This window comes from Rodentibacter sp. JRC1 (genome assembly GCF_020521555.1).
GTDB classification, from domain to species: domain Bacteria; phylum Pseudomonadota; class Gammaproteobacteria; order Enterobacterales; family Pasteurellaceae; genus Rodentibacter; species Rodentibacter abscessus.
Map to the genome: position 1 here is coordinate 331,477 of NZ_BPWA01000001.1, position 25,355 is coordinate 356,831.

A 25,355-nucleotide genomic window follows, 5' to 3' on the forward strand; every position below is an offset into this window, starting at 1 on the left:
TTTTTGTATAAATTTCTTGTGATAAAAATCGAGAAAATTGTAGTTGAATAAAAGCGGAAAAACAATCCGAGAGTTGAATAATAAGCGGGCAATAACATCTTTATAAAAATTTCGGCAAATCACTAAATCTAAAAACGGCTTTTCAGTTAATCATTGAATGCCTTTTAAATCACAAATAAAAACAATTATCATTAAATTAGAAATAAAGTTATAATGAAAATCAATTTTTTATTCGATTAATTATTGCACAATATAAAAGGAGCTAATTAAAATGAAGCTATCTTATCTTCATTGCTTTGTTGCTTGTAGTCTTTCTGCGCTCGCAACTTATTCATTCGCCGTTGAAAAAACGCCTAAGGAGAAAAATCAACTTGAAGAAATCGTGGTTTATGCAAACCAAACGCAGGAACTCTCTTCTTCACAAACCATTTCTAAAGAAAAAATAAAAAATATGCCGAATTCTAACGGCAATATTACCGATTATCTGAAAACCAATCCTCACGTACGTTTTGAGCAAAGCGACCAAAATGGCACACAGCGCGGTGAAATCAAACCTGAAAATATTTCCATTAATGGTGCTGAGCCTAACCAAACCGCTTTTTTTGTGGATAATGTGAATGTGAATAATGATTTAATGGCGGATAGCGAAGTGTTTGACGGGGCAATGCAAGTCGTTCCCGGGCTTGGACACACCCAAGCTTATTTCTTTGATGCCAATATGCTCTCTTCTATTGTTGTTCACGATAGCAATATCTCTGCCAGCCTTGGAGGGTTTACCGGTGGCGCTGTTGTTGCAAAAACCCGCCAATATAGCGGTAAAAATGGGGTTAAACTGAATTACCGAACAACAAGATCTTCATGGGCTAAATTACACGCCGATACAGATTTACAGGATAAATTAAACAGCATTTTACCTGATGCCACGCTGCAAGCTACTTACCAGCCTAAATATAAAAAACAATTCTTTAATGTCGTTGCCGAACAAGCATTAACGGATAATCTCGGTGTCGTTATCGGGCTGAGTCGCCGAGGGTCAAATATTCAACAAAGTAAATTAGTCTCAAAAGAAGGTAAACGTGATAATCAATTCTATCGCTTTCAGTCAGACAATGGTTTAATCAATTTCAACTGGACACCTAATGCTGATGATCGTTTCGAATTAGGATTACGCTATTCTAATTATCGTGAAAGTAAATTCTATTCACATACGTTAAACAATAACGTGAAAGACTATCACCAAGCTTATGGTGCGACACTCGCTTGGATTCACGCTTTCAATTCGGGAATACTTACAACCACATTGGCTTATGATCAAATGACAGATAAACGTGATTCCGAATCCGCCGATGTAGAAACGCTCATTATTCCCGGTCTTGATGATTCTATTGAAATCGGTGGTTACGGTGATAGCCAATTAAGACAGCGTAACCTGTCGATTTCCACGGAATATGCCTTGAATGCTTTTGATTGGGGGAATGTAAATCATAATATTTCCGTTGGTACGACTTACCAATTTACCCAATATAAATTTAATCGGGATCAAGATGTTACCGGAAAAATCACTTTTTTTGATCCTACTCTTTCGCCGGATTTAGTGCCTGATAGCCCTAAAGAATTGAAAGCAAAAAGAGGAAAAGCCAATAGTCAGTACCAAAACTTTGCACTTTACGCAGAAGATTTGATGAAATGGCGTAACTTTGAATTTCGTATGGGTTTACGTGCCGAACGTGATGATTATCTAAAAAATACGAATATAGCACCACGTTTGGTCGCCAAATGGAAACCTTTTGAAGATACCGGATTAAGTGTCGGTTATAACCGTTATTACGGACGTTCATTCGCTTCTTTAAAACTCACGGATAAAATTCTCAAATTAAACGAAAACGAAACCCGTCGTTATAATAAACTCAAATCACTGAAAACGCCTTATGCCAATGAATTAAGCCTAGGTTTAGAACAAAACTGGGGCAATTTCGCCTTTAATCTCAAATATATTTATCGCCAAAATCGCCAACGTATCATATTGGATCGTTACGAAGATAATGAAGGTAATAAAGTATCCGAATATAAAAACGGTAAGCCTTATAATGTGAATGTCTATACTTTCCAAGTTAATAATATTGAACCTTGGAAATTAGGGAACACCTATTGGAATACCGGCTTCGCTTTTGACTGGCTTGATACAAAACTTAGTGATGTCTATTCCGATATAAACGGTAAAGAATTAGTCGTTTTAGACGGAAAAGTGATGACTCGTGAAGAAATGCGCCGTAAAATAAATGCCAGCACTGAAGATTGGACACTTCGTTACAACCTTGATATGGTAATCCCCGATTATGGGATCACTTGGTCAAATTATCTTTGGGTGAAAGCACCGATTCGAGGCTATAAAGAAGTAGATGAACAATCGGAAAAACCAATCTACCGCACGTTCAATTACGGCCGTCATACACAATGGGATATGCGTTTACGTTGGCAACCAACGATTGCCGAACAGCACAAACCTTATATTCAAGTGGATGTGCTAAATGTCTTAAATAAAACCCGTAAAATTATGAAACGTAGCGGTTCGGAAAACTTCGGTGAATATACCCCGGGTCGAGAATTCTGGTTAGAAATAGGCTACGAATTTTAATCTGGTATTATGTAAGCGGTGCGTTACGGCAAGCCTAACGCACCCTACAGCCACCACCTGAAATATCAGGGGGGGGGGAAATGGTGGGCAAAAAATTTGTCCACCTATCACTTTACATCAATCACGGTAGGGTTCGGTTAAGCAAGACCCCGGTTTCAATCCCGATATTTTAAGATCGGTAGGGTGCGTTAGGCTTGCCGTAACGCACCAAAATAATGTTTTAATCAACTGATAAGGGCGTACAAAACGCCCTTTCTTTCCTCTATCAAAAATTATGAAAAAACTGACCGCACTTTTATTTTTATTTATGACTTTAGTAAGCTGTACACAAACCACATCAGAGAATCAGAATACGTTGCCTTTTCACCCTGACCTTTTGCAGGGTAAATTAGCCAACGGCTTACGTTATTACATATTAGAAAATGATGACCCTAAAGATCGCGTGTATCTCCGTCTTGTGGTTAACGCCGGTTCTATGAATGAAGATGAGGATCAAAAAGGCGTGGCTCATATCGTTGAGCATATGGCATTTAACGGTTCGCAAAAGTATCCGGGCAATCAGATCATCAATGCCCTAGAAAAATTAGGTATGACATTTGCTCGTGATATTAACGCATTTACCGATTTTGAAAATACCGTCTATACCCTTAATCTCTCCAATAACGATGAACAAAAACTCTCTCTTGCCTTAGAAGTGATAGACGAATGGATGAATCATTTAACCATTTTACCGCAAGACTTAGATGCCGAACGAGGCGTTGTATTGGAGGAATGGCGGGCACGCCTTAGCCCTGTGCTGCGCCTTGGTGATAAAAAAAGTGCAATTGAAATGGCGAATTCCCGTTATATCCAACGAGACCCGATTGGTGATGTGAGTATCATTAAAAACGTATCACCACAACGTGTAAAAGATTTTTATCGTAAATGGTATCGTCCGGACAATATGTCTTTAGTGATCGTCGGCGATATTCATAAAACTAAAATTCAGTCATTAATTAAACAAAAATTCGCTCACGCCAAAACACCGGCTACGCCATTAGAAAAAATTGATTTTCATATTCCATTAATCAATCACTTGCGTTTTGCAACTGTGGCAGAAAAAGAAACTGATTATCGCAGTATTGAATTCAGCTTGTTTGAACCATTCCAAGAAACGAATACTGAAGCCGGTTACAAACAGGATTTAATTCGTGCAGTTATGGGAGGTCTGCTCAATACCCGATTACAAGAATGGGAAAAGCGACATCCGAAGTTGATTGATTCCGCCGCTTTTTACGATTCTCTGCTAGGACGAGAAACACAACAGCATTTGTTTAGCTTACAGCTCAATAATACGGACTATCAGCAAGGGGTAAAATTGTTGTTCCAATTTATGGCAGAAATTAAACAACATGGTTTTAGCCAAACGGAATTCAAACAAGAAATTGAACGGTTACAAGCGTTAAATCAACGTCGATTGGATTTAAAAGAAGGAAGTTTGCGTATCGCCACCCAATTACTCGCAACAAGTGTGATGAAAAATCCTGTGTTTTTAAGTAAATCGCAAAAATATCGACTTAAATCCCGTTTATTGAAAAATATTACACAGCAAGAAGTGGAACAAGAATTTGCCCGTATTATGGCATTATCGTCAAAATTAATGTTGGTGACTTTACCTGACCCACAACATAAATTGACATTAAATCAATCAGAAGTGGAAAATCTTTGGCAAATCAGTTTTAACCGCTCCCAACCGAACTGGCAAAATCAACAGACCAAACAAACGCTACCACCGCTTAATTTAACGGAAGGCGACATCGTTCAAGAAATACGGAAAGATCAGGGGGATATTTATGAATTTCAACTCGGTAACGGTAGTAAATTAATTTATTTATATAGCGATAAAACACCAAAACAGGTGTATTTCAAAGCCATGACCGCAGGCGGTGTACGTTCCGTACCCGAACATGACTTTCATCTGTTGCGTTCTGCGGCGAAAGTGGTGGATGAAAGCGGTATCGGCGAAATATCCCGACAAGATTTTCTTCATCTATTCCGCAAAACACCGCTTGGTTTATCAACGGTTTTAGATGATTATTACCAAGGTTTTATTGGCGCAAGTAAAACCGACGATTTTGAAAATGTGTTAAAACTGTTTCGCTTAAAATTACAATCCGCCCCAGTGGATCCGGATGTTTTAGAGAAGTATAAAAAAGACGGATTGGAATATTTGCATAAAAAAGATAAAGAAACCGAATTTGCACGCAAGGTAGCAAAACTACGCCACCCTAATGTAGAAACCGTTTATAGCCAAACAGCGCAAAATCTGACCGCACTTTCAGCCTCTAAATTAAGCCGAATTTACCAACATTATTTGGCTGAAAAAACCGACTTTATCTACTTTATCGTGGGCGATATTGCCGTATCCGAAGTAAGAAAACTCGCTAAACATTATTTAGCGAACTTGGAGGTAAAAGAACAATTGCGTCCAAGCTACGCCGTTAAAGTAGCAATACCTGAGAAACGATTGGTTGTTAGTGGTTTTTCAGAGCCACGAGCAGAAGTAGAGATATATTTTGTCGCAAATAATCCATGGCAGGCGGAAAATGCTTATCTATTCGATGTCTTAGCGGATATTTTGCAAGAAAAACTACGTCTATTACTGCGAGAACAAGAATCAAGTATTTATTCGGTCAATGTTTCTATTTTCCAAGAGCCGCAACTTCCTCAAGCTGAAGGTAGAATCACTTTTAGTGCGGCACCTCATCGGGTTAATCACTTACTACAGCTCACACGGCAAGTGATGGATGAAATCATACAACAAGGCGTTGAACCGGAATTATTAGCCAAAAAACTCGTGGAGAAACAAATTCAAATCAAACAAAACTTTGATAGTTTAGTCTTTGTATTAAACCAAGTCGAACAAAGTTACTTACTGACTCAAAGCCCTGATTTAATCTATTTGTACCAACAATTAGAACGGGATATTACCTTGGAAAAGGTCAATGCTATGGCAAAAAAACTCCTCGACCGACAAACAAGATTCGAAGCCATATTAACTAAATAAAATAGACTATATCAGATAATAAGTGCGGTCAAAAATATCGATATTTTTCGGTATTATGCATCACTTGCACAAAAGGCTGTTTTTAATTCAAATGTAGGGTGCGTTACGGCTTCGCTTAACGACACCCTACCCCAAGAAATATTGGATATAAAATTCTCTTTTTGCGACTGATAGATAATGTCAAAAAACCAAATTTGATAATCATTTGCATTTACAGGTATGTTTTTTTATTTTATAATCTCGGTGCATTAATTAAAAAAGGAGAAAATTAAATGCGTTTAATTCTTTCAATTTGCCTAATTTTAGGCTCACTTTTTAGCTTACCAAGTTATGCTAAATTTAAAGTCATTACCACTTTCACGATTATTCAAGATATTGCGCAAAATGTTGCCGGAGAAGCGGCGATTGTGGAGTCTATCACCAAACCGGGGGCAGAAATTCACGATTACGAACCAACGCCGAAAGATATTGTAAAAGCACAATCGGCAGATTTAATTTTATGGAATGGATTGAATCTTGAACGTTGGTTCGAACGATTCTTTCAAAACCTCGATAAAAATACTCCCTCTGTTGTCGTTACCGAAAATATCCAACCAATGTCTATTTTTGAAGGGCCTTACCAAGGGTTACCTAATCCTCACGCTTGGATGTCCCCGTCTAATGCACTAATTTATGTTGAGAACATCAAACAAGCATTAATCAAATATGACCCGCAAAATGCGGATGCCTATCGCCAAAATGCGGCAGCTTATATCAAAAAAATCAAAGCATTAGATCAACCTTTACGGGAAAAATTATCTAAAATCCCTGAAAATCAACGCTGGTTGGCAACAAGTGAAGGTGCATTCAGTTATTTGGCGAAAGATTATGGTTTTAAAGAAGTCTATTTATGGCCGATTAATGCCGAGCAACAAGGAACACCGCAACAGGTTCGCAATATGATTAATTTAGTTCGTGAACACAAAATTCCTGTCGTATTCAGTGAAAGCACGATCTCTCCAAAACCGGCTCAACAAGTAGCGAAAGAAAGCGGTGCAAAATATGGTGGCGTGCTTTACGTTGATTCCCTTTCTACGGCAAAAGGACCGGTTCCGACATACATTGATTTACTCAATGCCACTGTATCAACTATCGCAAAAGGATTTGAAAAATAATGAACATAGCCCCACAAACTTCTATACAGGTTGACAATATTACCGTTCGTTATAACAACGGACATACTGCGATTTATGATGTTTCATTTGATTTACAAGGCGGTACGACTTGTGCTTTAGTCGGCGTAAATGGTAGCGGTAAATCTACCTTGTTTAAAAGTTTGATGGGGTTAGTCACCCCTCAGCAAGGGCATATTCAGCTTTGCGGACTACCAATTAAACGCGCACTCAAACAAAACTTGATTGCTTATGTGCCGCAAACCGAAGATGTCGATTGGCAATTTCCCGTTTCCGTTTATGACGTTGTGATGATGGGACGCTACGGTTATATGAATTTTTTAAGAAGACCAAAACCGGAGGATAAGCAACAAGTTCAGCAAGCGATGAAAAGGGTTTCAATAGAACATCTTGCCGAACGACAAATCGGCGAACTGTCAGGCGGACAAAAAAAACGTGTTTTTTTAGCACGTGCACTAGCACAACAAAGTAAAATCATCTTATTAGACGAGCCTTTTACCGGCGTGGATATTAAAACTGAAAATGCAATTATGAATTTATTGTCCGAACTACGCAGTGAAGGACATTTAATCCTTGTTTCAACCCACAATTTAGGTTCAATTCCCGATTATTGCGATCAGGTTGTTATGATTAATCGCACAGTCCTCGCAGTGGGGGAAACAAGAACAACCTTTACCCAACAAAATTTAGAGCTTGCCTTTGGCGGTGTATTACGTCATATCAAATTACTCAGTGATGATTTACATGATGATGAAGATACACGCTCCGTTACCGTCATCACCGATGATGAATTACCTGCGGTCTTCTACGGTCAAACTAAAAATGATCCGCCTGCTCCGACAATCAAACCTTGTAGCAACGAAAATAATAGTGAAAATACCGAGCAACGGGATAGAAACTTATGATGGAATTATTACTCGAACCTTTCAGTTATGATTATATGCTGAAAGCATTGTTGCTTAGTGCGGCTGTCGGTGGAATTTGTGCGTTTTTATCTTCTTATCTTATGCTTAAAGGATGGTCGCTTATCGGTGATGCGCTTTCCCATTCGGTTGTACCCGGCGTTGCTATTGCGTATTCCTTTTCCCTACCTTATGCCTTAGGCGCATTTTTTTCCGGTATTTTGGCGGCACTTTCCATACTTTGGATAAAATCTATCTCCAAATTACGTGAAGATGCGATTATCGGCTTTATTTTCACCACATTTTTTGCCCTAGGTTTGTTGATTATCTCCTTAAACCCGACAGCAATTAATGTACAAGAAATCATCTTAGGTAATATTTTAGGTATCGCTGATGAGGATATTATTCAAATGGGGATCATCATTCTCGTTTGCTTAATATTTATGCTGTGTTTTTGGAAAGATTTACTATTGGTCTTTTTTGATGAAATCCTCGCCGTATCCGTAGGCTTACGCCCTATTTACTATAAAGTATTGTTTTTTACTTTACTCAGTGCTTGTGTGGTCGCTGCGTTGCAAACCGTCGGTGCAATTCTCGTTATCGCAATGGTGATTACCCCCGGTGCAACCGCCTATTTATTAACGGATCGTTTTAAAACCTTAGCACTCATTGCGGTTTCACTTGGTATAACGACTAGTGTATTAGGGGTTTATCTCAGCTACTATTTGGATGGTGCAACAGGCGGAATTATTGTCTGTTTTCAGACCGCACTTTTCCTAATGGCTTTCTTCTTTTCACCAAAATACGGTGTCATTACACAAAAATTATCCCGTAAAAAGGAGCAAACGAATGAATAATTTCCTAAATTGGTTTGCGGAACCCTTCCAATATCCTTTTATGCAAAACGCATTGGCAACCGCACTTATCGTCGCCATTATTTGCGCTATTTTATCTTGCTATTTGATTCTAAAAGGCTGGGCATTAATGGGCGATGCGATCTCTCATGCCGTTCTTCCCGGTATTGTCGTCGCCTTTCTATTAGGAATCCCTTTAACTATCGGCGCATTTGTTGCAGGATTAATTTGCTCGCTTGGTGTCGGTTATTTAAAAGAAAACAGTCGAATAAAAGAAGATACTGCAATGGGGATTGTTTTTTCAGGAATGTTTGCACTAGGTATTGTGATGTTTACCAAGATAGAAACGGATCAGCATCTTTCTCACATTTTGTTCGGTAATTTATTAGGTGTTAGCCTAGCCGAAGTTGTGCAAACCTTGCTTGTTTCCGTGGTTATTTTCGCTATCGTGATATCAAAAAGGAAGGATTTCTTGCTTTATTGCTTTGATCCAAGCCATACGCGGGTTGTCGGGCTTTCACCTAAAGTACTACATTACGGATTATTGATTTTATTAGCGATGACAATTATCAGTGCAATGCAGGTCGTAGGGGTTATTCTTGTCGTCGCAATGCTAATCTCACCGGGTATAACCGCTTATACGCTAAGCAAACGCTTTGATAGAATGTTACTCATTGCAATAGCGGTATCCGTTACAACAAGTGTTCTAGGGACAATAATTAGCTATCATATTGATGCCTCAACCGGTCCTTGTATCATCTTGTTACAAGCTGGGGCTTTTATCTTAGCGTTGACATATAAGCAAATTAGATACGGCAGCAGATCGCAAATAAGCAAAACGGCATAAAAAACGACCGCACTTTTATCGATCTTTGCTATAAATAACTAAAACATATCCGCTCTCTAATTCGATTTCAATTTCGTCCCTGATAAATTCGTTACTTCCGTAACAAGGTTTTATAAAGTAATTGGTTTCATTGAGCGGATATTTAGCATAACGAATCATTAACCTTCCACTTTGCATTGGCATAAAACCGATATAGTTCATTTGAGAAATAGGCGAAAGAAGATGCTTTCCCGCAGGGCGAAATAAAATATGGTTTTGTGAATCAATGAGCTCAATTTGCGACATAAAGGGAGCAATTTCAGGGTTCGCCACCAAAAAAAGATTACTCATTTGATGATCGAGTCGCCCTCCCAAAGCACCAAAAATTTGTACTTTTGCTTGGGGATAGCAATGGAAAATCGCGCTAATCGCAAGTTCTAAGTCGGTGTCATTTTTCTCTGTAGAAGCCCGAATGAGTTTTTCCGCCTGTTGCAAAACACCTTCAAATTCCGCCGCACTTACGGAGTCAAAATCTCCCACTGCCATATTCAGCGGCAAACTTTGTTGCAATAAAAACAAAGCCCCTCGATCTACACCGACAAAATAATCAAATTGAGCAGAAAGTGCGGTACAAAATGGGGAAGGATTTTGCCCTGCAATAACGGCGATATTCATTTTGATTTTTTCCAAAAAATACGCGTTGTTCAAAGGAATAAATTATAGAGTTATTGCATACTATCAGTCTTTCACATACCTTTGAGATAGATGTAAATTAGTAATACCTTAATTACAAATTATGTATCGCTATTTAAGTTTACTCTTCTAAAACTACTTTCCCGATATAACCTAAGTTACGATGGCGCTGAGCATAATCGATACCATAGCCCACGACAAATTCATCAGGAATTTTAAATCCCACCCATTCCACGGGTACTGTAACTTCGCGGCGCGATGGTTTATCAAGTAAAGTACAAATTGCTAGACTTGCCGGTTCGCGCAATTTCAAAATCTCGCGTACTTTTTCAAGGGTGTAGCCGGTATCAATAATATCTTCAACGATAAGTACGTGTTCACCACGAATATCACCATCCAAATCTTTTGTTATTTTCACATCGTGATTTGTCGTCATACCGCTGCCGTAACTTGCGGTGGTCATAAATTCAATTTCTACCGGAAGATTTAATTTGCGTACTAAATCAGCCATAAACATAAACGAACCACGCAATAAACCGACAACAATAAGTTTATCCACCTGCTTGGCTTTATAAAAATCCGTAATCTCGCTCCCTAATGATTCAATCCGGGACATCACATCGCTTTCAGAGATGAGTACATCAACATGATGTTTTTTCATTTTGTTTCCTTTTCGATAATGCGGCTAATAATTCGCGCCATTCTACAAAAAAAAGGCTGAAGTTGAAACCTTCAGCCTTTTTAGCCCTAACGAATTTACTTTCTACTCTACCTGTTGGAGCAACCTGCAATCGCTGCTAAACAGATGTGCGTATCCTATCAGAATTAAAAACATTGTCAATAAGAATTATTATCAATTACAAATTAATTCCCCGAAACTTTCATTTTATCCAATAGAATCGATCCCGTTTGAATATTGGAACGATGCTCAACATCATCGGCAACGGCAACTATATTTTTCAGCATATGAGGAAGCTGCCCCGCAATCGTGATTTCCGCCACAGGATACTGAATTTCACCGTTTTCCACCCAGAAACCTGATGCGCCGCGGGAATAATCACCGGTAACGAGATTCACGCCTTGCCCCATAACATCCGTCACTAATAAACCGGTACCCATCTCACGCAAAAGTGCGGTCAATCCACCGCTTAAATTAGGCTGAACAAGCCAGTTATGAATTCCCCCCGCATGACCGGTGCTCTGCATACCCATTTTTTTGCCGCTGTAATAGGTCAACAAATAAGTTTGTAATACACCATTTTGCACAATTTCTAAATTTTGCGTGCGCACGCCTTCGCTATCAAAAGGCGTTGAGGCTAAACGGCGTAATAAATGCGGACGTTCACTAATATTGAACCACTCCGGCAGAACCTGTTTGCCTAAGTGATCGAGTAAAAAACTTGATTTCCGGTATAAACTACCACCGCTGATCGCCGCCGCAAAATGTGAAATGATGCCTGTTGCCACATCATTTAAGAAAATTACCGGCACCTCGCGTGTCGTTAATTTTTGCGGGTTCAAGCGGGCGATCACTTTTTCCGCACAATGCTCTCCCACCCATTTGGCTGGGGACAATTTGTCAAATTCACGCGAAACCGTGTATTCGTAATCATTTTCCAATGCATTTTCTACGCCACCGATAACAGAACAAGATAAGGAGTAACGGCTTGATAAATAACTTTGTAACATTCCATGGCTATTGCCATACACCCGCACGCCGGTATGTGCGTTGAAACTTGCGCCATTGCTATTGACAATATGCGGGTCAAAATCTAACGCCGACTTTTCCGCCTCCAGTGCTAATTTTGTGGCATTTTCAACATCTATGTCCGCTGCGTGATAAAGTTCAAGATCCGGCGCTTCAAACGCCATTAATTCTTTTTCGGCTACCCCTGAACAATCATCGGGGGAAGTATATTTTGCTATTGCCAATGCGGCTTCAACCGCATTTTTAATTGCCTTTTCACTTAAATCCGAGGTGGAAGCATTGCCTTTTTGTTGCCCTAAATAAACAGAAATACCTAATGCGCCGTCATTGGTAAATTCGACATTTTCCATTTCTTGCAAGCGTATTGAAACGGATAAACCACTTGATTTCGTCACTCCGACTTCTGCAGTAGCACCGGCTTTTTTTGCCGTATCAATTGCAAAACTTACGGCTTGGCGTAACTCCTGTTCTTGTGTTTTTAAAAGTGCGGTCTGATTTTCAGTTGTTTTCATCTCTTTTTCCTATTCAAAATTTGGTACATTTTATCCCATTTAGAAACTATTGATAACTCATTTCATTCCCCATAAAAGCACAAAAATGAATGTCAACAGATGCTAAACTTTGTGCTAAAATGCACGCCGTATTTTATTAAAGGACACAAAATGGCAAGACGTAAAAAAGAAGCCTTCGATTGGGAAGATGAAGATCAAGAAGAAATTATTTGGGTAAGTAAAAGTGAAATCAAGCGTGACGCGGAAGCACTCAAACAACTTGGCGAGAAACTCGTGAACTTAACCAAAGCAAATCTGACTAAAATCCCGCTTGATGATGCTTTGCTTGAGGCCGTTGAATTAGCGCAACGCTTACAAAAAGAAGCACGCCGCCGTCAATTGCAATATATCGGAAAGCTTTTACGTGGTGCTGATGCCGAACCTATTCAAGAAGCCTTGGATAAAATTGAGAATAAACACAATCAACAACAAGCTATGTTGCATAAAATCGAAAATGTGCGTGACGAACTGGTTGAAAACGGCGACTTAGCCTTAACATCATTATTAAATGAATATCCAAATGCTGATCGCCAACAATTACGCAATTTAATTCGGGGTGCACAAAAGGAAAAGACACAAAATAAACCCTCAAAAGCTTATCGTGAACTTTATCAAATGTTGAAAGGGCTTATGTTAGAAGAATAAAACATCGCGCTTTTCAACCGCACTTTATTCAAAACGCTTAACAGGAAATAACATTATTTATGAATATTCGTTTGAATATTATTTTAGGTGTAATTGCACTGGGATTATTAGGTTGGTTTTATACTCTAAATCAAGATAATACCGACTTGGAAAACCTCATCAAAAAACCGAATTCACCCGAATACATTGGCACAAAAATGGCAACGACCGTATTTTCTCCGGAAGGAAAAAAACAATACTTCGCTATTTCTGAGAAAGTGGAACACTACAATCAAGAGGAGCGTACCGATTTTATCTCACCGTTAGTGTACCTTTTCGATGTATCGTTAAATTCGGATAAAGAAAAGGCTAATTCAGAGAACATCAAACTTAATAAACAGAATTGGAAGTTAAGTGCGCAAAATGCCAAATTAATGAAAAATGAAATGCTTTATTTAGAAGGTAATGTGGTTGCAGAAAGTTTAGATCCGCTTTCAAAATTACAACGCGTAGAAACCGAATCGGCAGCAATCAACTTAAAAACACAGGACATTATCTCTGACACTCAAGTAAAAATTAACGGACTTAATTTTCATTCGACCGGATTAAAATTAGTCGGTAATTTACGCCAACAAACGGCAACCTTAAAAGAACAGGTAAAAACGTACTATGAAATCAGTAAACCGTAAGTTTATTCTCATCACTACCCTAATGATGACTTCCCTTTCCGCATTTGCGTTGAAAGATGATACCAACCAACCGATTAACATTGTTTCCGATAACCAGTCTTTGGATATGGAAAACAGTATCGTTACTTTCACGGATAATGTGGTAATAACACAGGGTTCAATTCTGATTAAAGCGAATAAGGTCGTCATCACCCGTCCGCCTGAAAATTCGGGCAAAAAAGAAACTGTGGAAGCATTCGGTTCACCGGTAACTTTTCATCAATTACTCGATGACGGTAAACCGGTAGATGGCAAAGCAAATAGAGTGCATTATGATTTAGGTGCTGAATTTTTAACCCTTACCGGCAATGCTCAATTAAAGCAACTTGATAGCAAAATCGATGGTGAACGCATTACTTACGATGTGAAAAAGCAACAATTAAAAGCCAATGGCGGTAAATCACGGGTACAAACCGTATTGATCCCAACACAATTGCAACAAAAGGGAAAAAAATAACCGATGTCTGTATTACACGCTGAATTTCTCGCCAAAAGTTATAAAAATCGTAAGGTTGTCTCTGATGTCAGCCTTACCGTCAACTCAAATGAAATTGTCGGTTTACTCGGGCCAAACGGTGCCGGTAAAACAACCACCTTTTATATGGTGGTAGGTTTGGTTCGCCAAGATCAAGGGAAAATCATTATTGATGACGAAGACATTAGCCTGTTGCCGATGCACAGCCGGGCACAACGAGGAATCGGTTACCTCCCGCAAGAAGCCTCTATTTTTCGTCGTTTGAGCGTATATGAAAACTTAATGGCGGTATTAGAAATTCGTAAAGATTTAACACCTGAACAACGCAGTGAAAGAGCAAACGAATTAATCGAAGAGTTTAATATCGGACATATCCGCGACAGCCTAGGGCAATCGCTTTCCGGTGGTGAACGCCGCCGTGTCGAAATTGCACGAGCACTTGCCGCTAATCCGAAATTTATTTTATTAGATGAGCCTTTTGCCGGCGTTGACCCGATTTCCGTTACCGACATAAAAAAAATCATTACCGATTTACGCAATCGTGGACTGGGCGTTCTCATTACAGACCACAATGTGCGTGAAACCTTAGACGTATGTGAACGCGCTTATATCGTAGGTGAAGGTAAAATTATTGCAACAGGCACACCGGAACAAGTAATGAACGATGAACACGTAAAACGTGTATATCTGGGTGAACAATTTAGATTATAGTTATGAAATTTTCAGAACTTCTACGCCCTGAGGATATTCGTCAAGGCGTCAGCTTCTCAAGTAAAAAACGTTTATTTGAATCCATTTCTGCCCTTATTATGGAGCGGCTACAATGTGATAAAGCGGAACAGGCCTGCTTTGAATGTTTATTTAATCGAGAGAAATTAGGCAATTCGGGTTTGGGAAACGGCGTGGCTATGCCAAAAGCGAAACTTCCGGAAGGCGCAATTACGAAAGCATTCGCGGTTTTTATGCAACTGGATATGCCGATTGAATACGATGCACCGGATGGAAAAGCGGTGGATTTGATTTTTGCCGTTTTTGTGCCTGACAATCAATGCCAAATTTATATTCCTATACTTTCTAAGCTAACAGAAAAATTAACGGATAAAAATTTCGTTAAGCAATTACGTTCTGCTCAAAGTGCGGGTGAAATTTGGCAAGTTTTTGAAATTGCCGATCAAGCTGAAGAAGCGGATTCTTCAGTCGAAAATGACATATAATAACTGCGCTTTTTATGGAAATCATTATTATCAGCGGCCGCTCCGGAGCAGGAAAATCTGTCGCATTACGTGTATTAGAAGATATGGGTTACTATTGTGTTGATAACCTTCCGCTCGATCTTTTGCCTCAACTGACTAAAATTTTAGCTCAAACACAAACGACAGTAGCAATCAGCCTTGATATTCGCAATTTGCCGGAATCTTCTCACTCATTGGAGCATATTCTTACGAATATCCAGCAACATTATTCCACTAAAATTATTTTTTTAGAGGCAGATCGCAGCACCCTCATTCGCCGTTATAGTGATTCACGCCGCTTACATCCCCTTTCCGTTAAAGATTTCTCTCTTGAAGCGGCGATTGATGCTGAATATCAACAGCTTGAACCGCTTATTCAGCACGCAAATTTCATTATTGATACGACAACGCTTTCAACTCACGCACTTGCCGAACGCTTACGTGAATTTTTACACGGCAATAGTGAAAGAGAATTAAAAATTATCGTTGAATCTTTCGGCTTTAAATATGGGATTCCTCTTGATGCCGACTATGTATTTGACGTGCGTTTCTTACCTAATCCGCACTGGAATCCTGAACTCCGCCCTATGACAGGATTAGATGAACCTGTTGCACGTTTTTTAAGTAGTTATAACGAAGTGAATGATTTTATTTACCGCACACGTAACTATATCGAAACTTGGTTGCCAATGTTGGAGCAGAATAACCGCAGCTATTTAACCATTGCCGTTGGTTGTACCGGTGGAAAACACCGTTCCGTTTATATTGCCCAACAGCTTGGTGAATACTTTCAAGCGAAAGGGAAAAATGTGAAAATTCAGCATAAATCCCTAGAAAAAAATAAGCACAAATAAGTCAAAAAGTGCGGTGAAAAAATACCGTTTTTTATCGGTATTATGCATCACTTGCACAAAAGGCTGTTTTTAATTCAAATGTAGGGTGCGTTAGGCTTGCCGTAACGCACCAAACTTGGGTCTAACGGTGCGTTACGCCTTTGGCTAACACACCCTACTCTGGTTTTGTGCAACTGATACATAATACCAGTTTTTATCACCGCACTTTTGCTACACCATAAATTGCTCAAAAATCTGTTCAAAATACGCTAATAAAACCTTTTTTCCACCGATTTCTTCTCCATTCCAAGCCTGCAATAAAATATCCGGTGAAAATTGATTACCCGCCTGCTCTGCTAAAGGAAGATAGCTAATATGCCAAGGCTCGCGACCAATTTTTTTATTTCCGGACATTTGCATAAATGGCAAAGCAAAATCAAAGTGTGGTAGGTATTCCGTAAGAAATTCGCTTAACTCGAAAAAATAGCCGCCCTTTTCATATTCCCAAGGTTCAAGTTGTAAGGACTGCCCTTGTGGTAATAAATCAGGATCAAAAATATCAATTTCCGTTCCCCAATGATGACGGCTCGCTCCCGGTAATGCCGACCAGCGCAAAATAGCTTGACATTTTTGCCAATCATTTAATTGTGTCAAATCTATTGGATTACCTTCATCATCATGAACTTTACGTAGTCCATTAAATTTGTTATTCCAAATAAACCGTTGGCGTTCAAAATCACGAAAACTACTTGCCGGTTGTAAATTAAAACCGTTTTTGACCGCACATTGTTGTAAAGCTTGAAAAGCATTCAATGCGGCTATTTGTAAGAAATGATTAGGTGAATGAGGTGCGGGCAAATGAACGAGATGCTCCCGAGACTTCCCACAAAGCATTTCCGCAGTTAATTTCATCTTATCTATCCAATAAATTGACTAACATTTGATGATAAATCTGACCGCACTTGCCTAAATCATCCAAGCTAACACACTCATTTACCTTATGAATCGTGGTATTCAACGGACCAAATTCCACCACCTCCGCCCCCATTAGAGCAATAAAACGTCCATCGGAAGTTCCACCGCCGGTATCCGGTTTTGGGCAAATATGAGCGATTTGTTCAATAGCTTGAGTAACGGCATTAAGTAATTTTCCCGGTTTGGTTAAAAACGGTTTGCCTGAAAGCCACCATTCAAGACGATATTTTAAGCCGTGCCGTTCAAGCATTTGTACAACTTTTTGCTTAATCATTTCATCCGTTAGCTCTGTGCTATAACGCAAATTAAATTGCACGTAAAGCTCACCGGGGATCACATTGTTGCTGCCCGTTCCTGCTTTTATATTAGCAATTTGTAAACCCGTCGGCGGGAAAAATTCGTTGCCTTGATCCCATTGATAACGAGTAAGTGCGGTCAAAAATTCAAGAGATTTATGCACCGGGTTTTCCGCCAAATGCGGATAAGCCACGTGTCCTTGTACGCCTTCAATATACAGATTACCGGTAATCGAACCGCGGCGGCCATTTTTTACCACATCCCCTAATTTTTTCGAGCTTGAAGGTTCACCCACCATACAATAGGTGATCTTCTCTCCACGCGCCATTAAGGTTTCCACCACGCGAACCGTACCGTCTTTTGCTGCCGCTTCTTCATCAGAAGTGATTAATAACGCAATCGTGCCTTGATGATCCGGGTTGGCTTTCACGTATTCCTCTGCCGCTACAATCATTGCCGCAAGCGATCCTTTCATATCCGCAGCACCGCGACCGTAAAGCATATCCTCAACAATACTAGCCTCAAATGGCGGGAACTTCCATTGACTTTCATCACCTATCGGCACAACGTCCGTATGCCCGGCAAAGGCAATGACAGGCTCACCATGCCCGTGTTTCGCCCATAAATTTAGCGTGTTATTAAAAGGCATCCATTCGATCTGAAAACCGAGCTTTTCCAAACGATCTGCAATCAATTGCTGACAACCTTCATCATTCGGACTAATTGATGGACGGCGAATTAAATCTTGTGCTAAAGAAATGACGTTTTCTTTCATAAAAACTCCTGAAAAAATCGGTATTATGTATCAGTCGCACAAAGAGAGTTTTATATTCAATATTTATTGAGGATAAGGTGCGTTGAAGCACCATTTCATCTATTGGTGCGTTACGGCTTCGCCTCCCCCTACACTGATTTGTGCAAATGCAACATAATATAGGAAAAATCACTGCATTTTATGCAAAAGCGGCTTGATATTCTTTTTCATTAAAACCGATCAATGCTTTGCCTTCTTGCAGAATAATCGGACGTTTGATTAAGGTCGGATTTTCTAAGAGTACCGAAAGTGCGGTCGATTTTGACAATGTTTTTTTGATTTCTTCGTCTAAATTTCGCCACGTTGTACTACGTTTATTAACCAAGTTTTCCCAACCGAATTGCGCTTCCGCTTGTTGTAAAAAAGTTTCTTCCAAACCATCAACACGATAATCGTGAAGTTTGTGTTCAATATTGTTATTCTCAAGCCATTTCAAGGCTTTTTTCACGGTGTCGCAGTTTTTAATGCCGTAAACGGTAATCATAAAATCTCCTAAATAAAAATCCTCCGCCTTCTCAGACAGAGGATTTTAACCATAACATTAAATCATCGCAATGAATTAGCCTAATAACTTGTTGATACGTTTAATAAAGGCAACAGGATTTTCTAAAGCTCCGCGTTCCGCAAGCATTGCCTGTTCAAGCAATAATTCGATCCAATCGGCAAATTGTGCTTCATCTGCAATATCCGCCGTTTTTTTCACTAAGTGATGTTCCGGGTTGAGTTCAAAAGTATATTTCACTTCCGGTACAGGCTGACCGGCTGCTGCGAAAAGTTTTGCCATTTGCGTGGTCATTTGATCATTATCGGTAGAAACCACTGCCGGTGTATCGGTTAAATTATGAGTTAAACGCACCTCTTTCACGCGATCACCCAGCAAGGTTTTTACACGTTCGATAAAGCTGCCAAAAGCCTCGTCTTGCTCTTTTTGAGCCTCGGATTCTTTATCTGCCAAATCTCCTAAGTCCAAATTCGCTTTTGTGATACTTTGTAAGGTTTTGCCGTCAAATTCGGTTAAATAGCTCAACATCCATTCATCAATACGGTCTGATAATAGCAGCACCTCAATATCTTTTTTATTAAACAATTCCAAATGCGGGCTATTTTTCGCCGCTACATAACTATCGGCGGTAATGTAATAAATCGCTTTTTGCCCTTCTTTCATACGGGAAACATAATCTTCCAGAGATACGGTTTGCTCACTGCTGTCGTTGTGGGTTGAAGCAAAACGTAATAATTTAGCAACCGTTTCTTTGTTACCGAAATCTTCGGCCGGGCCTTCTTTTAGCACTAAACCGAACTCTTTCCAGAACTGTTGATATTTTTCCGCATCGTCTTTTGCCAATTTTTCGAGCATTTGTAACGAACGTTTCGTTAATGCTTTGCGCAATGCCGCCGTTACTTTGTTATCTTGCAAAATTTCACGTGAGACATTTAACGGCAAATCATTGCTATCAATCAATCCGCGCATAAAACGTAAATAATTCGGCATAAATTGTTCCGCATCATCCATAATAAAGACACGCTGAACATAAAGTTTTAAGCCGTGTTTATGATCGCGATTGAATAAATCCCAAGGCGCTTTGCTCGGCACATAAAGCAGGCTGGTATATTCTTGATTGCCTTCCACTTTGTTGTGCGCCCATAATAACGGATCTGCAAAATCGTGGCTTAAATGTTTGTAAAATTCTTTGTATTCCTCATCGGAAATATCATTTTTACTACGTGTCCAAAGGGCTTCGGATTTATTAATTTTTTCCCATTTTTCACCGCTTTCTTTCCCTTCTTCATCATATTCTTTTGTGAGCATCTCCACAGGAAGCCCGATATGATCGGAATATTTACCGATAATCTCACGTAAACGCCATTCGTTTAAAAACTCTTTTTCATCTTCGCGTAAATGCAAAATTACATCGGTTCCGCGAGATTTTTTCTCAATATCCGCAACCGAGTAATCACCTTCCCCGACAGACTCCCAAATCACGGCGTTATCTGCGGCTTCTCCCGCTGCACGGGTTTTTACGGTAACTTTATCCGCCACAATAAAAGCGGAATAAAAACCGACACCGAATTGACCGATAAGCTGGCTATCTTTCGCTTGATCTTGTCCAAGTGCGGTCAAAAATTCTTTCGTTCCCGATTTTGCGATAGTCCCCAAGTGATCAATCACTTGCTCGCGAGTCATACCGATACCGTTATCGCTGATGGTTATCGTCCCTTTTTCGCTATCAAAACTGATACGCACACGCAGTTCACCGTCATTTTCATAAAGCGCCGGATTAGACAATGCTTTAAAACGAAGTTTATCCGCCGCATCGGAGGCGTTGGAGATCAGTTCGCGCAAGAAAATTTCTTTATTGGAATATAAAGAATGAATCATTAATTGGAGAAGCTGTTTCACTTCAGACTGAAAGCCACGGGTTTCTTGATTTTTTGACATAGTTTTTCCTTTATAAAATGAAATAAGTTAAAGTTGAACGCCACAAATATAAGAATAAAAACCGTATTTTCAAGGGGCAATTTCAATGTTCAAATTAATACGGGAGAAAAATTCAAAGTGCGGTTAAATTTCATGAAATTTCGGTATTATGCAGCAGTTGCACAAAAAGAATTTTTGTGAAATCTGATATGATGTATCAGTTGCTACTCAAATTAAATATTGGAGATAAAATTCTCTTTTTGCGAATGATACATAATAATGTGAAATTCGACCGCACTTTTAGAGATAAGTTATACCTCCCCCGTATAGCCTAACTCTTTTGATATCTCCAACGCCGTTTTTTTGATTTCATTGAGGAAAAAATCAATACCGATTTTTCTCAATTTATAAATCGACATAGAAACGGAAACAGCGTATTCCACCTGATGAAAAGAATCAAATATCGGGCAAGCGATACAAACTACCCCCATTTCATTCTCCTCTTTATCCATTGCAAATTTATTTTGTCGAATATTTTCTAATTCCACTTCCATTTCATCTAATTGCGTGATGGTATTTCTCGTCAGTTGTTGAATAATGTTTTGGTGGGTTTGCCAATAGTATGATAAATAGCCCTCTTTTTTAGGATAAGCCAAATAAAGTTTTCCCATTGCCGAACAATAAAGCGGTATGTGCTGGCCGATGTAAGCTCTTGTTTTAAGCATTCCGTGAGTAGGTTCTAACTTATAAATCATAATGGCTTTATCGTCTTCTCTTTGAGAAAAATTAATGGTTTCGCCTAAAGTCAGATTAAGTTGCTCCAAATAAGGGGATACCACATTAATAATATTCATTGAAGTCAATATTTTTTGCCCGATACTGAGACATTTTATACTTAACCGATAGCTTCCCGCCGTAGATGCAGGCTTTACATAGCCTTCACTTTGTAGTCCCTGTAAAAGGCGGTGAACGGTACTTTTGTTCAAGCCTGAAATCTCGGCTAATTTCGCTAACGGGCAACCGTTAGGAAAATCACTTAGCATATCTAATAATCGGAGCCCTCTGATAAGACTTTGATTACCGCTTGATTTTTCTTCTGCCATAGTTTTTCCTTTCTTATAAATCATTCTATTTCATAATATGAAATATTTTCTCATAAAAATGAGATATTAGTCACAAAAGTAAAAATTAATTTATATCATATTGATTTTAAATTAATTTTATCTTTTCTCTCAAATTGACTTAGCCTATAAACAACCGTATATTATGAAACAGAGTTTTATAATATGGAACAAGAGGTATTAGATGAGAGTTTCTTACAACGATTTAAAAGATGAGTTCAAACGGGTTTTACTTGCTCGTAATGTGCGTGAAGAGATTGCGGAAGAATGCGCTGCCGTATTTGCTGATACGACACAGGCTGGGGCGTATTCTCACGGCGTAAATCGCTTTCCACGTTTTATTCAGCAACTGGAAAACGGCGATATTGTGCCGGAAGCACAACCGACCAAAGTACTTTCCCTAGGTGCAATCGAGCAATGGGACGCACATCAAGCTATCGGAAATTTAACAGCGAAGAAAATGATGGATCGTGCGATGGAACTCGCCTCTCAAAATGGGATCGGTGTCGTGGCATTACGCAATGCCAATCACTGGATGCGTGGCGGCTCTTACGGTTGGCAAGCTGCGGAAAAAGGTTATATCGGTATTTGTTGGACAAATGCCCTTGCGGTTATGCCGCCTTGGGGTGCGAAAGAATGCCGTATCGGCACAAACCCGTTAATTATCGCTGTGCCGACTAATCCGATCACTATGGTAGATATGTCTTGCTCAATGTATTCCTACGGCATGTTGGAAGTACACCGTCTGCAAGGTCGCCAAACTTTTGTCGATGCCGGTTTTGATGACGAAGGAAAGCCAACCCGCGATCCGGCAACCGTAGAAAGAAACCGCCGTTTAATGCCAATGGGTTTCTGGAAAGGTTCCGGCTTGTCGATTGTATTAGATATGATTGCCACACTCCTTTCTAACGGTGAATCTACCGTTGCCGTTACGGAGGACAAAGATGATGAATACTGCGTTTCTCAAGTATTCATTGCCATTGAAGTTGATCGTTTAATTGATGGCAAAACCAAAGATGAAAAACTCAATCGCATTATGGAGTATGTGAAAACGGCAGAGCGTGCCGATCCCAATATAGAAGTGCGTTTACCGGGTCATGAATTTACTCAAATTCTTGCCGATAACAAAGCTAATGGCATTCCGGTGGATGATACCGTTTGGGCAAAACTCAAATCACTTTAAAGTGCGGTCTTTTTTCTAAAAGTTTTTTAGGAGGGGCTTATGATTTTCGGTCATATTTCTCATATCGTAGCAAATCGCTACCCAAAAACGATTTTCGCCGCTTTGGATTATCTGAAGCGGATGGATTTTAACCGAATGGAAGCAGGTCGTTATCCGTTCAAAGGTAAATCCTACGTGCAGGTTCTTAATCTAGAAACACTTCCCGAAGAGGTATCGCTCCCCGAAGTACATCGTCAATATATCGATGTGCAATATTGGCATTCAGGGACAGAAAGAATGGCGGTTGCAACGGATTTAGGTCATCATCAAATTGCCGAGCCTTATGATGTAACACGGGATATTCTATTTTATAAGGCTGTCGAGAATGAGCAAGAACTGATATGCCATGCAGGTAATTTTGCCATATTTTTTCCGGAAGATGCACATCGTAGTGCCTGTAAGCAAAATGAAATTTCCGCTATTCGCAAAGTGGTTGTCAAGGTGGCACTTGATGACTTGGAGGAGGAATGATGAAAGGTTTTGCTCAATTTGTTGGAAAAATACTGGAAATGCTGGTCGTTTTAATTTTATCCGTGATGGCGATTTTGGTTTTTCTGAATGTCGTGTTGCGATATGGATTTAACAGCAGCATTAATGTAACGGAAGAAGTTTCCCGTTATATGTTCGTATGGCTCACTTTTTTAGCAGCAGTATTGGCATTCGGTGATAACCAACACGTCAATGTCACCATTTTAACGAATAAGATATCTCAAAATGGGCGCAATTTATTAGGTATTTTTACAGATAGCTTAATGCTCTATTGCTGCTATTTAATCACTGACGGTAGCTGGATTCAGTACCAATTAAACCTTATCAATTTTGCCCCGATTTCAGGTTTACCTCAGGGCATTACCTACTTTGCCGGTGTCATTGCAGGTAGCTTAATCGGCATATTATTAATCGCTCGTGTTGTATCAAGAATCACCCTTATAACAAAAGGAGAGAAAGCATGATCGTTGTTATTTTCCTCTCTGTCCTACTTGGTGCCATTATCTTGGGTATTCCGGTGGCATTTTCACTGTTAATTTGCGGTATTGCATTAATGCTGCAACTTGACTTATTTGACTCTCAGATTTTAGCGCAACACTTAATTAGCGGTGCCGATAGCTTTTCATTGATGGCGATTCCTTTCTTTATTCTTGCCGGTGAAATTATGAATGAAGGCGGATTGTCAAAACGTATTATCGACTTACCGATGAAATTGGTAGGACATAAACGCGGCGGTTTAGGCTTTGTTGCGATTATCGCCGCAATGATTATGGCAAGCCTTTCAGGATCAGCGGTTGCCGATACGGCGGCGGTGGCGGCGATGTTATTACCGATGATGAAAACCACAGGTTATCCCGTTGATAAATCCGCCGGTTTAATTGGAACGGCGGGTATTATCGCCCCGATTATTCCTCCCTCTATTCCCTTTATCGTATTTGGCGTAGCAAGCGGTGTCTCTATAACAAAACTTTTCTTAGCCGGTATTTTTCCCGGTTTGATGATGGGGATTGCATTAGCTTCGCTTTGGTGGTGGCAAGCAAAACGCTTAAATTTAATGACATTCTCAAAAGCAACCAAAGAAGAATTGTGTGTTTCTTTTAAAAATAGCATTTGGGCATTACTGCTGCCGGTCATTATCATCGGGGGATTCCGTTCCGGAATATTTACTCCAACGGAAGCCGGCGTTGTTGCGGCATTTTATGCCTTGATTATTTCGTTGTTTGTTTATCGTGAGCTCAAAATTAAAGACTTATACAAAGTGATCCTTGCCGCAGGCAAAACAACGGCAGTCGTGATGTTTTTAGTAGCAGCGGCTAATGTAACCGGTTGGTTGATTACCATTGCGGAATTACCGCAAATGATGACGGAATTTTTAGAGCCGTTAATTGACAATCAAACCTTATTGTTAGCGGTGATTATGATTTCGGTGTTTATTATCGGTATGGTGATGGATTTAACGCCAACCGTGCTAATCCTTACTCCGGTATTAATGCCGTTAATTGAAGAAGCCGGAATCGATCCTGTTTATTTCGGTGTGTTATTCATCCTAAACACCTCAATCGGTTTAATTACGCCACCGGTGGGGAATGTATTAAATGTGATTACCGGTGTTTCAAAACTCCCCTTTGATCAGGCGGCAAAAGGCATTCTTCCTTATATGGGTATGATGCTTACCCTACTCGGTTTGTTCATCCTCTTTCCATCATTAATTTTAGTTCCACTTCAGTGGATGTTGTAAA

24 protein-coding genes are annotated in these 25,355 nt (G+C 39.7%); 16 read left to right on the forward strand and 8 right to left on the reverse strand.

The window, feature by feature from the left end; all coding sequences use genetic code 11:
• Positions 1 to 271: 271 nt before the first annotated feature.
• The 6 genes from HEMROJRC1_RS01450 (at position 272) to HEMROJRC1_RS01475 (ending at position 9,456) form a co-directional block, all read left to right on the forward strand.
• Positions 272 to 2,635: a TonB-dependent siderophore receptor gene (locus tag HEMROJRC1_RS01450; protein WP_226691297.1), complete on the forward strand. Its 2,364-nt coding sequence runs from the start codon at positions 272 to 274 to the stop codon at positions 2,633 to 2,635.
• Between the two features lie 274 nt (positions 2,636 to 2,909).
• Positions 2,910 to 5,681: a pitrilysin family protein gene (locus tag HEMROJRC1_RS01455; protein ID WP_226691298.1), complete on the forward strand. Its 2,772-nt coding sequence runs from the start codon at positions 2,910 to 2,912 to the stop codon at positions 5,679 to 5,681.
• A gap of 272 nt (positions 5,682 to 5,953) precedes the next feature.
• Complete coding sequence (locus HEMROJRC1_RS01460) at positions 5,954 to 6,835, forward strand: metal ABC transporter substrate-binding protein (RefSeq protein ID WP_226691299.1); 882 nt, start codon at positions 5,954 to 5,956, stop codon at positions 6,833 to 6,835.
• Positions 6,835 to 7,758, forward strand: coding sequence for an ATP-binding cassette domain-containing protein (locus tag HEMROJRC1_RS01465; protein WP_226691300.1), 924 nt, complete (start codon positions 6,835 to 6,837; stop codon positions 7,756 to 7,758). The genes HEMROJRC1_RS01460 and HEMROJRC1_RS01465 overlap by 1 nt, the downstream gene beginning before the upstream one ends.
• Entirely contained in the window at positions 7,755 to 8,612 is an 858-nt protein-coding gene (locus tag HEMROJRC1_RS01470) for a metal ABC transporter permease (RefSeq protein ID WP_226691301.1), read from the forward strand. Before HEMROJRC1_RS01465 ends, HEMROJRC1_RS01470 begins: the two co-directional genes overlap by 4 nt.
• The gene (locus tag HEMROJRC1_RS01475) at positions 8,605 to 9,456 is read left to right on the forward strand and encodes a metal ABC transporter permease (RefSeq protein ID WP_226691302.1); all 852 of its coding nucleotides are present in this window, start codon (positions 8,605 to 8,607) and stop codon (positions 9,454 to 9,456) included. The genes HEMROJRC1_RS01470 and HEMROJRC1_RS01475 overlap by 8 nt, the downstream gene beginning before the upstream one ends.
• A 15-nt stretch (positions 9,457 to 9,471) precedes the next feature.
• On the opposite strand, the gene HEMROJRC1_RS01480 is transcribed toward HEMROJRC1_RS01475, so the two are convergent.
• From HEMROJRC1_RS01480 to pmbA, 3 genes are all read right to left on the reverse strand, one after another.
• Positions 9,472 to 10,125, reverse strand: coding sequence for a thiamine diphosphokinase (locus tag HEMROJRC1_RS01480; RefSeq protein WP_226691303.1), 654 nt, complete (start codon positions 10,123 to 10,125; stop codon positions 9,472 to 9,474).
• Between the two features lie 124 nt (positions 10,126 to 10,249).
• Positions 10,250 to 10,789: a hypoxanthine phosphoribosyltransferase gene (hpt, locus tag HEMROJRC1_RS01485; protein ID WP_226691304.1), complete on the reverse strand. Its 540-nt coding sequence runs from the start codon at positions 10,787 to 10,789 to the stop codon at positions 10,250 to 10,252.
• Between the two features lie 203 nt (positions 10,790 to 10,992).
• Positions 10,993 to 12,348, reverse strand: a complete 1,356-nt coding sequence (gene pmbA / locus HEMROJRC1_RS01490) for a metalloprotease PmbA (protein WP_226691305.1) — start codon at positions 12,346 to 12,348, stop codon at positions 10,993 to 10,995.
• A 150-nt stretch (positions 12,349 to 12,498) separates the two neighbouring features.
• Here pmbA and yjgA point away from each other — a divergent pair, with 150 nt between their 5' ends.
• The 6 genes from yjgA to rapZ are packed head-to-tail and all read left to right on the forward strand — an operon-like array spanning position 12,499 to position 16,300.
• A complete protein-coding gene (yjgA, locus tag HEMROJRC1_RS01495) occupies positions 12,499 to 13,032 on the forward strand; it encodes a ribosome biogenesis factor YjgA (protein WP_226691306.1) in 534 nt (177 codons plus the stop codon).
• Between the two features lie 59 nt (positions 13,033 to 13,091).
• The gene (gene lptC, locus HEMROJRC1_RS01500) at positions 13,092 to 13,700 is read left to right on the forward strand and encodes an LPS export ABC transporter periplasmic protein LptC (protein WP_226691307.1); all 609 of its coding nucleotides are present in this window, start codon (positions 13,092 to 13,094) and stop codon (positions 13,698 to 13,700) included.
• On the forward strand, positions 13,681 to 14,196 hold the full coding sequence (lptA, locus tag HEMROJRC1_RS01505) for a lipopolysaccharide transport periplasmic protein LptA (RefSeq protein WP_226691308.1): 516 nt from the start codon (positions 13,681 to 13,683) through the stop codon (positions 14,194 to 14,196). The genes lptC and lptA overlap by 20 nt, the downstream gene beginning before the upstream one ends.
• A gap of 3 nt (positions 14,197 to 14,199) precedes the next feature.
• Positions 14,200 to 14,925 carry an LPS export ABC transporter ATP-binding protein gene (gene lptB, locus HEMROJRC1_RS01510; protein WP_226691309.1) on the forward strand — a complete coding sequence of 242 codons (726 nt, stop codon included), beginning with the start codon at positions 14,200 to 14,202 and terminating at the stop codon, positions 14,923 to 14,925.
• Positions 14,926 to 14,927: 2 nt separating this feature from the next.
• A complete protein-coding gene (gene ptsN, locus HEMROJRC1_RS01515; RefSeq protein ID WP_226691310.1) occupies positions 14,928 to 15,428 on the forward strand; it encodes a PTS IIA-like nitrogen regulatory protein PtsN in 501 nt (166 codons plus the stop codon).
• Positions 15,429 to 15,442: 14 nt separating this feature from the next.
• On the forward strand, positions 15,443 to 16,300 hold the full coding sequence (gene rapZ, locus HEMROJRC1_RS01520) for an RNase adapter RapZ (RefSeq protein WP_226691311.1): 858 nt from the start codon (positions 15,443 to 15,445) through the stop codon (positions 16,298 to 16,300).
• 210 nt (positions 16,301 to 16,510) lie between these two features.
• Here rapZ and HEMROJRC1_RS01525 read toward each other — a convergent pair whose 3' ends face one another.
• The 5 genes from HEMROJRC1_RS01525 to HEMROJRC1_RS01545 all read right to left on the reverse strand — a co-directional run bounded on the left by HEMROJRC1_RS01525 (position 16,511) and on the right by HEMROJRC1_RS01545 (position 21,887).
• A complete protein-coding gene (locus HEMROJRC1_RS01525; protein WP_226691312.1) occupies positions 16,511 to 17,191 on the reverse strand; it encodes a M15 family metallopeptidase in 681 nt (226 codons plus the stop codon).
• Between the two features lies 1 nt (position 17,192).
• On the reverse strand, positions 17,193 to 18,326 hold the full coding sequence (dapE, locus tag HEMROJRC1_RS01530; RefSeq protein ID WP_226691313.1) for a succinyl-diaminopimelate desuccinylase: 1,134 nt from the start codon (positions 18,324 to 18,326) through the stop codon (positions 17,193 to 17,195).
• Between the two features lie 178 nt (positions 18,327 to 18,504).
• A complete protein-coding gene (locus tag HEMROJRC1_RS01535; protein WP_226691314.1) occupies positions 18,505 to 18,849 on the reverse strand; it encodes an ArsC family reductase in 345 nt (114 codons plus the stop codon).
• Positions 18,850 to 18,924: 75 nt separating this feature from the next.
• Positions 18,925 to 20,805: a molecular chaperone HtpG gene (gene htpG / locus HEMROJRC1_RS01540; protein ID WP_226691315.1), complete on the reverse strand. Its 1,881-nt coding sequence runs from the start codon at positions 20,803 to 20,805 to the stop codon at positions 18,925 to 18,927.
• A gap of 290 nt (positions 20,806 to 21,095) precedes the next feature.
• Positions 21,096 to 21,887, reverse strand: coding sequence for an IclR family transcriptional regulator (locus HEMROJRC1_RS01545; protein ID WP_226691316.1), 792 nt, complete (start codon positions 21,885 to 21,887; stop codon positions 21,096 to 21,098).
• Positions 21,888 to 22,089: 202 nt separating this feature from the next.
• Between HEMROJRC1_RS01545 and yiaK the strand changes: the two genes are divergently transcribed.
• Genes yiaK through HEMROJRC1_RS01565 form a run of 4 tightly spaced genes read left to right on the forward strand, consistent with a single transcriptional unit; the run spans position 22,090 to position 25,354 of the window.
• Positions 22,090 to 23,088, forward strand: coding sequence for a 3-dehydro-L-gulonate 2-dehydrogenase (gene yiaK, locus HEMROJRC1_RS01550; protein ID WP_226691317.1), 999 nt, complete (start codon positions 22,090 to 22,092; stop codon positions 23,086 to 23,088).
• A 39-nt stretch (positions 23,089 to 23,127) separates the two neighbouring features.
• Entirely contained in the window at positions 23,128 to 23,598 is a 471-nt protein-coding gene (locus HEMROJRC1_RS01555; protein WP_226691318.1) for a YhcH/YjgK/YiaL family protein, read from the forward strand.
• Positions 23,598 to 24,080: a TRAP transporter small permease gene (locus HEMROJRC1_RS01560; RefSeq protein WP_226692904.1), complete on the forward strand. Its 483-nt coding sequence runs from the start codon at positions 23,598 to 23,600 to the stop codon at positions 24,078 to 24,080. The genes HEMROJRC1_RS01555 and HEMROJRC1_RS01560 overlap by 1 nt, the downstream gene beginning before the upstream one ends.
• The gene (locus HEMROJRC1_RS01565; protein ID WP_226691319.1) at positions 24,077 to 25,354 is read left to right on the forward strand and encodes a TRAP transporter large permease subunit; all 1,278 of its coding nucleotides are present in this window, start codon (positions 24,077 to 24,079) and stop codon (positions 25,352 to 25,354) included. The genes HEMROJRC1_RS01560 and HEMROJRC1_RS01565 overlap by 4 nt, the downstream gene beginning before the upstream one ends.
• Position 25,355: the final 1 nt, after the last annotated feature.